Annotated in this window: 10 protein-coding genes; 5 read left to right on the forward strand and 5 right to left on the reverse strand. The window is 70.5% G+C overall.

The features are described from left to right. Positions 1 to 305: 305 nt before the first annotated feature. Positions 306 to 1,631, reverse strand: a complete 1,326-nt coding sequence (locus tag JEK78_RS02625; RefSeq protein WP_200262482.1) for a hypothetical protein — start codon at positions 1,629 to 1,631, stop codon at positions 306 to 308. A gap of 407 nt (positions 1,632 to 2,038) precedes the next feature. Between JEK78_RS02625 and JEK78_RS02630 the strand changes: the two genes are divergently transcribed. Continuing rightward, positions 2,039 to 4,564: an ATP-dependent Clp protease ATP-binding subunit gene (locus JEK78_RS02630; RefSeq protein WP_200262483.1), complete on the forward strand. Its 2,526-nt coding sequence runs from the start codon at positions 2,039 to 2,041 to the stop codon at positions 4,562 to 4,564. A 335-nt stretch (positions 4,565 to 4,899) separates the two neighbouring features. Here JEK78_RS02630 and JEK78_RS02635 read toward each other — a convergent pair whose 3' ends face one another. The 3 genes from JEK78_RS02635 to JEK78_RS02645 form a co-directional block, all read right to left on the reverse strand. Continuing rightward, complete coding sequence (locus JEK78_RS02635; RefSeq protein ID WP_200262484.1) at positions 4,900 to 5,679, reverse strand: exodeoxyribonuclease III; 780 nt, start codon at positions 5,677 to 5,679, stop codon at positions 4,900 to 4,902. Between the two features lie 44 nt (positions 5,680 to 5,723). After that, positions 5,724 to 7,121 (reverse strand): alpha/beta fold hydrolase, encoded by a 1,398-nt coding sequence (locus JEK78_RS02640; RefSeq protein WP_200262485.1) that lies wholly within the window; start codon positions 7,119 to 7,121, stop codon positions 5,724 to 5,726. Positions 7,122 to 7,391: 270 nt separating this feature from the next. Beyond that, a complete protein-coding gene (locus tag JEK78_RS02645) occupies positions 7,392 to 7,616 on the reverse strand; it encodes a hypothetical protein (RefSeq protein WP_200262486.1) in 225 nt (74 codons plus the stop codon). Positions 7,617 to 8,112: 496 nt separating this feature from the next. Between JEK78_RS02645 and JEK78_RS02650 the strand changes: the two genes are divergently transcribed. From JEK78_RS02650 to JEK78_RS02665, 4 genes are all read left to right on the forward strand, one after another. Continuing rightward, complete coding sequence (locus tag JEK78_RS02650) at positions 8,113 to 8,415, forward strand: hypothetical protein (RefSeq protein ID WP_200262487.1); 303 nt, start codon at positions 8,113 to 8,115, stop codon at positions 8,413 to 8,415. 1 nt (position 8,416) lies between these two features. Then, the gene (locus tag JEK78_RS02655; protein ID WP_200262488.1) at positions 8,417 to 9,643 is read left to right on the forward strand and encodes an enoyl-CoA hydratase/isomerase family protein; all 1,227 of its coding nucleotides are present in this window, start codon (positions 8,417 to 8,419) and stop codon (positions 9,641 to 9,643) included. A gap of 65 nt (positions 9,644 to 9,708) precedes the next feature. Next, entirely contained in the window at positions 9,709 to 10,620 is a 912-nt protein-coding gene (locus tag JEK78_RS02660) for a hypothetical protein (protein ID WP_200262489.1), read from the forward strand. A gap of 32 nt (positions 10,621 to 10,652) precedes the next feature. Then, positions 10,653 to 11,399 carry a hypothetical protein gene (locus tag JEK78_RS02665; protein WP_200262490.1) on the forward strand — a complete coding sequence of 249 codons (747 nt, stop codon included), beginning with the start codon at positions 10,653 to 10,655 and terminating at the stop codon, positions 11,397 to 11,399. 226 nt (positions 11,400 to 11,625) lie between these two features. Here the strand turns inward: JEK78_RS02665 and JEK78_RS02670 are convergent, their stop codons facing one another. Continuing rightward, positions 11,626 to 12,153: a sugar kinase gene (locus tag JEK78_RS02670; RefSeq protein ID WP_242483239.1), complete on the reverse strand. Its 528-nt coding sequence runs from the start codon at positions 12,151 to 12,153 to the stop codon at positions 11,626 to 11,628. Positions 12,154 to 12,159: the final 6 nt, after the last annotated feature.

Consider the following 12,159-nt stretch of genomic DNA (forward strand, 5'->3'; position numbering starts at 1 on the left):
ACGCCTCGGCCGGCCGGCCGAGCGGCCCCGCGTGGGGCTCGCCCTCGCGGCGGCACCGGCGGCGCGCCGGTCCGGCCCGCCCGCACCGCATCGACACCTACGACGTTGGCCATGAGCCGCTCCTCGGACGGACGCCTCGAACCGCCGCGCCCGTGGACGCGGCCCCGGGCGACGAACGTATGCCGCCGGGACCGCCTTGCCAAGACCATCGCCGGCGGCGAGGGGCGCCGGCGCGGTTTCGCACTCCGGTGGGCGAGCCGGGGGCGCGCCGCTCCTGGCCCCGGCGGAACCCGATGCCCGCGCCCTCAGGTCGACGGGTCGGCGACACGGAGAGCGTGCGCCACGTCGCGGTGGCAACGGCCGGAGATTCGCCGCGCGGCGCGCAGCAGCATCGGCGTGAGCCGGGGCGGATCCGGTGCGACGCTGCGAGCCGCCTCTTCGGGGGCCCTGGTCCGGAGATAGGCGTCCAGGAGTCGCCCGGCTTCGCCGTCCCGCCCCTCCTCGACCAGCCCCAGCACCCCGCGTCCCACTTCGGGGGCCGGGCGTGCCGCGCCCTGGCGGAGCAGCCGTGCGCCGTCGTCGGCGAGTCCCGCCTCGGCCAACGCGTCGCAGGCGGGAATCAAGCGGGCGAGTGGCAGCAGTGCCGCCTCCCAGAGGAGGGTCGCCCAGTCGGCGGCGAGGCCGTTGCGGCCCAGTTCGTCGGCGATCAGCGGAAGTCGTGGTGCGGGTCCCCGGGCGGCCTCGACCAGGAGGGCGTGGGCCTCTCCACTGCGGGCCTGGTCCCGCAGGCGTACGAGGTCCCGGGCGATACGGGCCGCCTCCCGCCGGTCTCGGCCATCGGGCCGGGGAGTGGTCGGTGTCGCGGCCGTCGGGGTCTCGGTGGCCCCGGCGAAGCGGGCGCCACGCGGCGGTGACTCGGCGGCGGCCGGGACGGGGGGCGCCGCCTCGGGCGAGGCGACCGAGGGGGGTGCGGCGGCCTCGGCGTCCGGCTCGCCGGCGAAGCGCGACCCGCCCCGGAAGCGCCCCGGCCGGGCCCCGGCGGTCCGGGTGGACGCCGGGTCCGACATCCGGTTCCGGTCGAGCGAGGTGGCGGGACCCGGCGCGAGGGGCGCGTCGTCCTCCTCACGTTCCCGGAGCCGGGCAAGTCGGGTCCGGAGCTCGGCGCAGCGGGCCGTGGCCCGTGCGTGGTCGTCGCGTGCCCAGGCCAGGTCGACGCGGAGCGCGTGGGTCGGCGCCATGGGGGCCGCCTCGGCGAGCAGGCCACGCAGTTCGGCCTCTCGCGCGGCGGCGCGGCGCCGTTCGCGGGACGTCGACTCAAGGATCTCGACGAGTTCCGCCCGAGCACCTGGGCGGGCGTCGTGGGCGGCGAGTGCCGCGCTGTGCAGAGCCCGTAGCCGTTCCCCCTCGGCGCGGACGTCGGCGGACCCCAGGGTGGTCGCCAGGTCGCCGAGGAGGGCGGCCACCACGTCCCACGGGGGAACGGTTCGTCCCCGCAGACAGGCGTCGACACTCTCCGGGTCGCGGCGCAGGAACACGGCACACCACCCGGCGTCCCGGTCGAGCCGGCCGAGCAGGTCGGCGAGAGCGCGCGCGAAGTCCCCCACCCGGGCCGACGACTGGTCCACGGTCATGGCTTCCCCCCGGAGGCTGGAGCGTTCGGTCCGCTCGGCAGGAAACACCCGGCTTGTTACGGGGGGGCTACAGGCGGTTTTCCATCGGCGACGCGGCGGCCCCCGGCGAGCCGTCCGGGCGGGTCGCCGGAGGTGAACGGGGACGGTCGCCAGCGCCGCCGACGGGCGGGAACTCCGAGGTCGCGGCCCGGCGGGCCACTGCCACTGCCTCGGCCTCGGCCTCGGTCTCGGTCTCGGAATCGGTCTCGGTCTCGGTCTCGGTCTCGGTCTCGGCGAGGGTCCGCGTGGGGGCTCCCGCCCCGGTCCGGACATGCCTCCTCGCAGAGAACGTGCCATGTTGGGCATGACCCCTCCCCGACCGGGTTACCCGGGACGCCGAAGAGCCGAGCAGCGGAGGCACGGTATCGATGACCAGCGGCTTCATGGGCCAGGGGGACGACGCGTTCGCGGAGTTCCTCGCACGCTTCTTCGGAGGTCCCCGACCGCGGCAGGTCGACCTGGGCCGCCTGTTCAGTCCGCCGGCCCGCGAACTGGTTCAGGGGGCCGCCCGATACGCCGCCGAGCACGGCAGTCGCGATCTGGACACCCAGCACCTGCTGCGCGCGGCGCTTTCGAGCGAACCCACCAGGACTCTGCTGAGCGAGGCGGGAGCGGACCCCGACACGTTGGCTTCGCAAATCGACGAGCGGTCCGGACCGGCGCGCCACGGACCGGGCGAGGCGCCCGGCCCCACGTCGCTGTCGTTGACCCCCGCGGTCAAGCGCGCCCTCCTCGACGCGCACGAGATGGCCCGCGCGTCGGGCAGCGGTCACATCGGCCCGGAACACGTGCTCAGCGCCCTCGCCGCGAATCCGGACTCCGCGGCCGGACACATCCTGCACGCGGCACGCTACGCTCCGCCGCCGCCGGAGATCCCCGAGCCGGGTCGGGCACGCCCCGAGCGCACCCCGTCGGCGAGCGGCACCCCCACGCTGGACAAGTACGCGCGCGACCTCACCGAGCAGGCCCGACAGGGCCTCGTCGACCCGGTGATCGGCAGGGAGTCGGAGATCGAGCAGACCGTCGAGGTGCTCTCCCGTCGCGGCAAGAACAATCCCGTGCTGATCGGCGACGCGGGCGTCGGCAAGACCGCCGTGGTGGAGGGGCTGGCCCAACGGGTCGCCGACGCGGACGTGCCGGACATCCTCCTCGGCCGCCGTGTGGTGGCCCTGGACATGACCAGCGTGGTCGCGGGGACACGCTATCGGGGCGACTTCGAGGAGCGGATGACCAACATCGTCGGCGAGATCCGCGCCCACTCCGACCGACTGGTGGTCTTCATCGACGAGTTGCACACCGTGGTCGGCGCGGGAGGGGGCGGGGAGAGCGGGGCCATGGACGCGGGGAACATCCTCAAGCCCGCCTTGGCCCGGGGCGAGCTGCACATCGTGGGAGCCACCACCATGGCGGAGTTCCGGCGGATCGAGAAGGACGCGGCGCTCGCCCGCCGTTTTCAGCCGATCATCGTGCCGGAGCCCTCCCCCGAGGACGCCGTCGAGATCCTCCGGGGGCTCCGCGACCGCTACGAGGCGCACCATCAGGTCCGCTACACCGACGAGGCGTTGGAGGCCGCGGTGGAGCTGGCCGACCGGTATCTCACCGACCGTCGTCTGCCCGACAAGGCCATCGACCTGATCGACCAGGCCGGGGCCCGTGTTCGGCTGCGCGCCCGCTCCAAGGGAACCGACCTGCGCGCCCGAGAGCGCGAACTGGAGCAACTGACCCGGGAAAAGGAACAGGCGGTCTCCGACGAGAACTACGAGCAGGCCACCCGGTTGCGCGACCGGATCGCCGAGCTGGCCCGGACGATCGCCGACGCCGATCCGCATGACGAGATCGACGAGGGCCTCGATCTGGTCGTCGGACGCGAGGCGGTGGCGCAGGTGGTCTCGCGACAGACAGGCATCCCCGTCAGCAGCCTGACCCAGGAGGAGAAGGACCGGCTGCTCGGCCTGGAAGAGCACCTGCGCGGGCGGGTGGTCGGACAGGACGAGGCGGTACGGGCGGTGTCGGACGCCGTCCTGCGCTCCCGGGCCGGCCTGGCCGGGCCGCACCGGCCGATCGGCAGCTTCCTGTTCCTGGGGCCGACCGGTGTCGGCAAGACGGAACTGGCCCGGGCCCTCGCCGAGGCGCTCTTCGGCAGCGAGGACCGCATGGTCCGCCTCGACATGAGCGAGTACCAGGAGCGGCACACGGTGAGCCGACTGGTCGGTGCGCCGCCGGGGTACGTCGGCTACGAGGAGGCGGGTCAGCTCACCGAGGTGGTACGCCGCCATCCCTACTCGCTGCTTCTGCTCGACGAGGTGGAGAAGGCCCACCCCGACGTGTTCAACATCCTGCTCCAAGTGCTGGACGACGGCCGCCTCACCGACTCCCAGGGCCGCACGGTGGACTTCTCCAGCACGGTCGTGGTGATGACCAGCAACCTCGGCTCGGACGTGATCGGTCGCAGGGGAGCCGGCATCGGGTTCGGGTCCGGCGGTTCGGACGCCGACGAGGAGGCCCGGCGCGACCAGGTGCTCCGCCCGCTCCGCGAACACTTCCGCCCCGAGTTCCTCAACCGCGTCGACGAGATCGTCGTCTTCCGCCGGCTCGACGGTGAGCAACTGCGTCGGATCACCACCCTGCTCTTGGAGGACACGCGCCGCCTCGCCGGCGCCCAGGACGTCAGCGTCGACTTCACCGACGCGGCCGTCGACTGGCTCGCCGAGCGGGGATACCAGCCCGAATACGGGGCGCGCCCGCTGCGCCGCACCATCCAGCGCGAGGTCGACAACGAGCTGTCCCGGCTCCTCCTGGAAGGCGGGCTCGGACAGGGGGGAAGGGTGACCGTGGACGTGGAGGCCGATCGGCTGGCGTTCCGGCCCGGGCAAGGGCCCGCACGGCGACCGTGAGAAGACCGTGGGCACCACCGGGAAGCCGTCGAGGCGGACGGGCTCGACGCTGCCCCCGACCAAGGCCGAGCACCCCCCGCCGACGCGCAGCTGACCTTCTCCTCGGCACGAGCAGTGATCTGCGGCCGCCGTCGGCGGACAGGGGCTTCGGTTCAGCGGATCGACAGCGGTGCCGGCCCTCCTTCTCGGCGGTGTCCCGATGCCCGCAACGTAGTGGCCCCGGGCCCCGGCACGCACCCGATACACACCCTGCGGCAATTAGCCGTATTTACATCAGTTGCCCGGATTCGACGGGTATGCGTGGAGGTCTGTCGGGCGGCCCGAGGGCGTCCGGATCAGACGTCCACGTCGACGACGACCGGGGCGTGGTCCGAGGCGCCCTTGCCCTTGCGCTCCTCACGATCGACGTAGGCGTCGCGCACCGCCCCCGCGAAGGAGTCGTTCCCGTAGACCAGGTCGATGCGCATGCCGCGATTCTTGGGGAAGCCGAGTTGGCGGTAGTCCCAGTAGGTGAACGGGCGGTCGTACTTGAGCGGGCGGGGCACCACGTCGGTCAGGCCCACGGCGCGGAGACTCGCCAGCGCCTGCCGCTCGGCCGGGGTGACGTGGGTGGCGCCCTCGAACGCGGCGCGGTCGTACACGTCGTCGTCGGTCGGCGCGACGTTGTAGTCGCCCATCACGGCGAACGGGCGAGGGCCCGCCGCGTCGGCGGCGACCGCCTCGCGCAGCGCCTCCAGCCAGCTCAGCTTGTAGGCGTAGTGCGGATGCGCCACCTCCCGGCCGTTCGGCACGTAGACCGACCGGACCCGGACCGGTCCGCAGGTGGCGGCCAACGCGCGAGGCTCCCGCACGCCCTCGAAACCCGGGTCACCGGGCAGGCCCTTGACCACGTCCGACAGTCCGACCCGCGACAGTACGGCCACGCCGTTCCACCGCCCCGTCGCGGAGACCGCCGCCTCGTACCCCAGCTCGCCCAGCCGGTCGTAGGGGAACTGCTCCTCCGTGACCTTGGCCTCCTGGAGACAGAGCACGTCGGTACCGCTGCTCTCCAGCCAGGCCGTCAGCCGCGGCAGGCGGGCGGTGATCGAGTTCACGTTCCAGGTGGCGATGCGCATGGCCCACAACCTACCCGGCGGGTACGACAGCTCCCGGCGGGCGGTCAGTCTCCCGCCGCCGCCTCCTCCACGGCCCGCTGGGCGACCCGAAACGCGCGGTGTGCGACCGGCACCCCGCAGTAGACCGCCGTCTGAAGGACGATCTCCCTGATCTCCTCGGGTGTGAACCCGCTCCGGAGCGCCGCGCGTGTGTGGGTGGCGAGGTCCTCCAGGTACCCCCCGGCGGCCAGGGCGGTCAGGGTCACACAGATGCGTGCGCGCCGGTCCAGGCCGGGCCGGTCCAACACCTCTCCCCACGGGTAACGGGTGAGGAGTTCCCGGAAGTCCGCGGAGAACCCGTCCTCGTCGGCCGGCTCCCGATTCGCGCGTGTGTCCCCGGGCGTCTCGCGGCCCTCCCGGAGACCCGCGTCCTGCGGATCGGCCCGAGCCTGGGGGGGCACGGCGGGTCGCTCCGCTCCCACCGGCGGCCGAGCGCCGGGCGGAGTCGGGCTCTCGTCGGCCGAAGGCTCCGGCGGGGTGCCGGGTACCGGAGGCGCGGAACCCGCCGTGACGACCGGGGCCGACGCGGGAGCCGACTCCGGGGTCGGGGGCGTCTCGGACGGGGCGGGCTCGGCATGCGCGGGCGGACGCCCGCCGTGTCCCGGCGCGGCGGCGTGGCCGGCCTGCCAGGCACTGGAGAAGTGCCGCAGGAGCAGGTCGGTCACGGCCGCCGGCTGTTCGACGGGCACCAGATGGGAGGCTCCGGGAACGACGGCCAGGCGCGCGTCCGGGATGCCCGCCACCAGGGTGCGGGCCTCGGCCGGCCCGGTGACCTGATCCTCGGACCCCACCAGGACGAGCGTCGGAACGCGCACGCGACCCAGCTCGGCCCGTACGTCGAAGGCCGCGAGCGCCTCGCAGGCGGCCACATAACACACCGGGTCGGTTGTGCGCACCATCTGCACCGCCCACTCGGTGATGGCGGGCTGGGCCGCCGCGAAACCCCCGGTGAACCAACGGTCGGGAGCCGTCCGGGCGATGGGGTCGAGGCCGTTGGTCCGCACGACCACACCGCGCTGTCGGAACTCGTCGGGTGTGCCGAACCGAGGAGAGGCGGCGATCAGGGCCAGAGAGGCGAGCCGCTCGGGGTGGCGGAGGGCCAACTCCACACCGATGGCACCACCGAGGGCGCACCCGGCGTAGCCGAAACGACGGACGCCCAACTCGTCGAGAGTGGCGAGCAGCCGGTTGGTGAGATCCCCGACGGTGTCGGCGGGCCGACCCGGAGCTCCGCCGTGGCCCGGCAGGTCGAAGCGGACGACCCGCCACTGCCGCGCCAGCTCGGGCACCTGACGGTCCCACATGTGCCAGGTGGTACCCAGCGAGGGACCGAGGATCAGGACCGGGGCCTCCTCCGGTCCGTCACAGCGGTATTGCAGGGGACTCGGTGATGTCTCACTCACCCGTCAGGCCTCTCATCTCTCACCGGTTCTCAGACGCTCGCCCCCAACCTAGCGCCCGGTGAGCGACCTTCGCCCGCCGAGCGGACCGCGTCGCCGGTGCCGCCGTGACGGTCCGCCACTGGCGCCCGTCATCGCCGGTCGCCGTGAGGTCGGGTCGACCCACCGGAGGCGTCCGCCCGCCGCCAGGAGCCGTGGGACGGTCCCGTCCGACGGACGCCGGTCCTGACCCACCGGCCCCGACCGCGCCCGGCGAGCGGACGCGACGGCACCTCAGGCCCTCGTCGCCTCGTCGAGTTTGCCGGCCTTGGCGTCATCGACGAGGTTCGTGAACTGGTCCGCGCTCATCTGCACCCGCTGCCCGAAGTCGTCCGTGAGGACAATCCGCCGGTCGGAGGGTGCCGCGGGGTCGACGAACAACTCGGGACAACCGCAGTTGCAGTTGCCACAGAAGGTCGCCACGGGTTCCAGGTCGTTCGGTGTTGACGTGTCGGTCATCTCTCCCTGCCCTTCGTGGTCGTGGGCGGCCGACGCGGCCACCCCGAGAACGGGCCCCGCCACGGGGGTTGCCGGGGTGATACCCCGTTCGGCGCCGCTCAGCCACCGAGAGGGGGCCGTTCGGAAGAAGCGCGCCACTACCCCTCCCTGGGGGGCCCGGATCGAAACGCGAACGCGTGAAGGGCGCGAGCGGCGACCACGAACCTCCGTTCTCCACCTCACGGCCGGCACGCGCGACGGAGAGGGGCCACCTCGCCAAACGCCACGCCATCGCCGATCCGGTCACGATCGGAAGTGCCCGCTGTAGGGTGTCAACCGCCATCCTCCATCCAGGCAGGGGCACTTGGCCCGTATCCCGCTCGGCACACGTCGCCTCCGGCGCATCCGCCCGCGACCTCGGCGGCGCCGACTCCTCGCGGGGCCCTCCCCCGGCCGGAGAGCGACCAGGGGCGACGTGGTGGAAGGCCCCTCCTCGATCGACCCAGAGAGGCACAAGTTGAGTGATCTGCACCTCGATGAAACGGTGTTCCACGACCTGAGGGGAACGTTCTCCAGGATCAGCGACCGAATGGAGGACGTACGCCGAAGCCTGAGGGGAACAGAGGCTTCGGTCGCCGGCGAGGTCCGACTCATCGAAGAGGTGCAGGAGTTCTCCGATGAATGGAGCCACGGGGTCAGGCAGTTGGGCAAGCACACCCAGGAGGCCGTAAAAATGATCAACATGATCGAGAAGGCGTTCGACGGACTCGACTTCGAACTCGCCCAGACCCTCCGATCGCGGAAGACGGAGAATCGGTAGCATGCCCGGTCGATCTTCTCTCGAGCACATCGGCTGGGATCCCACCCCCGGAGATGTGGAAGGCACCAGGGAACTCTCCAGGAAGCTCGACCTCCTCGCCGCCGAACTCGAAAGAGCCATCGCCGAGTTGGAGCGAGTCGAGTGCGGCAACTGGAAGGGGGAGAACGCGACCGCGTTCACGGGCCACGTCGCGAACGACTTGATCCCCCTCGTACGAAAGAGCCATGAGTCCTTCCAGAAGGCCGCGCTCGCGCTGCGCCGATGGTCCTTCCAACTCCAGGGCTTCCAGGACGAAGCCGACCGACTCAACCAAGCGGCCCGACAAGCGTTCGAACTAAGACGCGAGGCGAAATCCGAGACCGGCAGCTCCGGCGGCGTCGAGATCGACCCGGACGCCCCCACCGTACGATCGGTCACCGGAGACGTCCGCGACCTGGAGAACCGATACCACAGCGCGGCCCGCCACATCGGCAGGGAACTGAACCAAGCCGCCGACCTCGCCCCGAACGAGCCCGGGTTCTGGGAATCACTCGGCGAAGGCATCGCGAACACCTGGGAATCGGCCGGCGACTGGCTGCGAGAACACGCCGACCAGTTCAAAGAGATCGGCGACGTCCTCGGCAACATCACCGCCGGACTGGCCTTTCTCACCATCGTCACCCTCCCCTTCCCCCCATTGGCAGCCGTCTTCGCCACCGCGACCCTCATCGGGGCAGGCCTCACCCTCGGAGCACACGGCCTGGCGAAGGCGAACGGAGCGGACGTCAGCTGGACCACCCTCGGACTCGACGCCCTGGGCCTGCTACCAGGCATCGGACTATTCGGCAAGGGTGCCAAGGTCGTCGGCTTGGCCAGAGCGGAAACCGCAGCGAGCAGACTGGGCAAGGGATTCACGACAAGCAGGATCAGCGACGGAGCTCGAATTACAGTGTCTCTCGGAGACGAGTCCACCAGAATTATCGGCGGATTCGGAAAACCTGGCCTGGTGAAAATTGGAGGCCGATCCGAAGAGGTATTCCGAGTAGCGAATCCAAGCAGCCCCTTGATGTCCCGCATGGGAGGAATCGCCGTCTCGGGCTACTACTCGGGCCAGTTCATCGGAACCAAAGGGGCGAACATCGTCCCGGGCATACAGATCGACCCCTTCAGTATTGGCGGGCGCACCCTAGACGGAGGCATGAAAATCGCACCCAAGATCGTCCAGCACATTGTAGACAGGCGAGCATGAGGAAGAACTCAGGCCCACCTTCGCATTGAGCAGACCCGATCTACAGCGAAAAGGATTCGAACGAAATGGGCATCTGGCTCCCCGAAGCGGACGAGACACTCATCGCTCGGGCCCACGTAGTCTTCGCCACTGGAATCGCCACCCCGGTTAAGAATATGCGCTGGTTCCGTGATATAGACCGCAAAGACATTCAGGAAGAACTGGATTGGCCTGAAGGGCCAACGTTCACCGCCCGCTCCAAAGGCGGAATCATCGCCCGCAACACCGCGAGATTCTTCGCCATCACCACAGGCCTACTACTCGCAGGATGGGTCAGTTCCCACGCCAATGATGCGATGCCCAACTTCTCCAGCAGAGGCTCGAAGGTACCCAAAGACCCCGCCGACGAGGTCGACGACTTCCCTGTCATGTGGGCCGCACCCAACACCCTCGCGCGTACCCTACCTTGGCAAATGGATCCCGGCCGCTGCAAAGAGAAAAAATACCGCACACACGCCGTCATCACCGACCGCCGCCTACTGATCGTCGGCTTCCCACACGTCAAAGGCCAGGACAAGCTGATCGACGACGAGGTTCTCTGGCAGACACCCCGATCCGCCATCGAGAAAGTCGAACTGCGCGACTTCAGAGCCGGAGGCGATGCGAAAATCCTATTCACGGACGGCTCATGGTGCAGGGTCAGCAGCCGCGTACGCGAGCGGCTGACCCGCTACCTGATCGAACCCCTCGATTTCATCCCACTGACCGCTCTCACACCAGAGCAAAGACGCACCGCCGAAGACTTCGCCAAATCCCAGGGCCCCGACGCCCAAGCACCACTGGTCAAACTCAATCCCTGTGGCTGCTACCGCATCGAAGCCATCGCACCGAGCAGAATCAATGGGTCCTTCGGCCACGGAGGTCTCAACACCCTCATGGACGCCTCCGGGAGAGAGCTCCCGTCCCGGGAGTACCACCCCGACGACTTCCTGACCTGACCCACCACCGACCGGATCGGCTTTCGCCTCCCATGAGCCCTGCCACCAACCCGACGATCAGCCTCCACGCCAACCCCGGCGACGGAAGCGTCCCCCCTCTCTGGTTCCTCACCCCGGAGGGCTTCCACTCACTCCCCTTGGGAGCGTCGCCCGAAGAGCGCGGCGAACGCTCCCGGGCCTTCGTTCGGGATCTCTACTCACGAGGCAGTGAGGAAATCTGGGCCCCGGCCGCTCTTCACTACGCGAACTTGGCCGGTCTCCTCCAGGACACGGGGGTCTCCTACGCGGCCGTGGGCCTGTTCTCCACCGCCGCCGACGACGGCGCATCATCGCCCGGGCCAGGGACCACCCGAGGCGAGACCTCCAAGGGAGTCGCTCAGTGTGCCCTCACCGTCGCCGTGGTGGCCACGGAGCAGTCGACCGCGGTGGACGGCGATGCCGTCGCCCAGGGGATTCTCGCGACGCTGTCCAGCGACCCCCTGAATGACGCGATCTGGCTCGACCTCCCTTGCGGCCCGGCGGTTTCCTGTATCAGCATGCGCGAGCACACGGTCGGCGCGGAGGTCTCCGCGAGCGGCGAACCGACGAAGCTCGTCACCGGTCAAGTGCAGGTCCACATCCCGTTCCCCGCCGACCCCTTCGTCGCTGTCTTCACTCTGGACACGGCCTCCCTGGACCACTGGCCGGAGTTCTACCGCGCGCTGTCGAGCATCCTTCGGACAGTGGCGTTCACCGACCCCGAATCGGCCAGGGACGGTGAGGAAGAGCGTCCTCGGTGACCTTCCGGTCGATGGTGTGGCGGACTTGCGCGGAGCGCGTGGTGTTCAGCGCTTCGAGGTGTTCGGGAGTTCGGGGGTCTCGGGTCCGGCTCCGTCCCCCGAACGATGATCTTGGCACCCGAGAAGCCACCGGCCGGGGCTGCCGACGCGCTCGGCAGCTCACCGGCGCCCACGCCTCCGGTCGGCGCCGCTCCGGTCGGCGCCGCTCCGGGCGTCCCGGGCCGGGTCAGGGCGTCGTGCGGGAGACCACGTACACCATGGGTCGGCCCGCGACGGCCAAGTCCACGACCACGTCGCGACTCGGGGCGGGGTCCTCTCGCGTGTCGGAGAGACCCCACCAGGAGCCGGTCTCCTCGAAGTCCCAGCCGGTGACGCGCTGGGCACGGTCGCTGACCGGGACATCGTCGGGTCTCAGGTCGCGGCGTTCCGCGCCGATGCTCGCCAGGAAGGCGTCGAGGCCGATCTCGCTCGTCTCGAAGCGCACGTAGAGACGGCTGGTCTTCCAGTTGTTGGTCTCGTAGTAGGAGACCCTCTCCGCCGGGTGGGGCAACGGCACCTGGTAGAGACGCCGTTGCAGTTTGGACGGCCAGCCTTCGGTCATCCCGGTGGCGGAGTACTTCCGTGCCTTGTCCCGGCCGCTGTCTCGGCTCTGCGCTGCGGAGATCACGAGATAGCCGGCAGGGATGCCGATCAACAGGACGATCGTGAGGAGGGTCAGGGCCCTCCGGCGGATGACGTGGCGCCGGTCCTCCACCGGTCG

The sequence above is a fragment of the Streptomyces sp. HSG2 genome, assembly GCF_016598575.1.
Classification (GTDB): Bacteria; Actinomycetota; Actinomycetes; order Streptomycetales; family Streptomycetaceae; genus Streptomyces.

What these genes read in the sequence shown, in the direction of transcription:
- JEK78_RS02625 (WP_200262482.1), bottom strand. Translation starts at nt 1,631, where the DNA reads ATGACCGTGGACCAGTCGTCGGCCCGGGTGGGGGACTTCGCGCGCGCT.
- JEK78_RS02630 (WP_200262483.1), top strand. Translation starts at nt 2,039, where the DNA reads ATGACCAGCGGCTTCATGGGCCAGGGGGACGACGCGTTCGCGGAGTTC.
- JEK78_RS02635 (WP_200262484.1), bottom strand. Translation starts at nt 5,679, where the DNA reads ATGCGCATCGCCACCTGGAACGTGAACTCGATCACCGCCCGCCTGCCG.
- JEK78_RS02645 (WP_200262486.1), bottom strand. Translation starts at nt 7,616, where the DNA reads ATGACCGACACGTCAACACCGAACGACCTGGAACCCGTGGCGACCTTC.
- JEK78_RS02655 (WP_200262488.1), top strand. Translation starts at nt 8,417, where the DNA reads ATGCCCGGTCGATCTTCTCTCGAGCACATCGGCTGGGATCCCACCCCC.
- JEK78_RS02660 (WP_200262489.1), top strand. Translation starts at nt 9,709, where the DNA reads ATGGGCATCTGGCTCCCCGAAGCGGACGAGACACTCATCGCTCGGGCC.
- JEK78_RS02665 (WP_200262490.1), top strand. Translation starts at nt 10,653, where the DNA reads ATGAGCCCTGCCACCAACCCGACGATCAGCCTCCACGCCAACCCCGGC.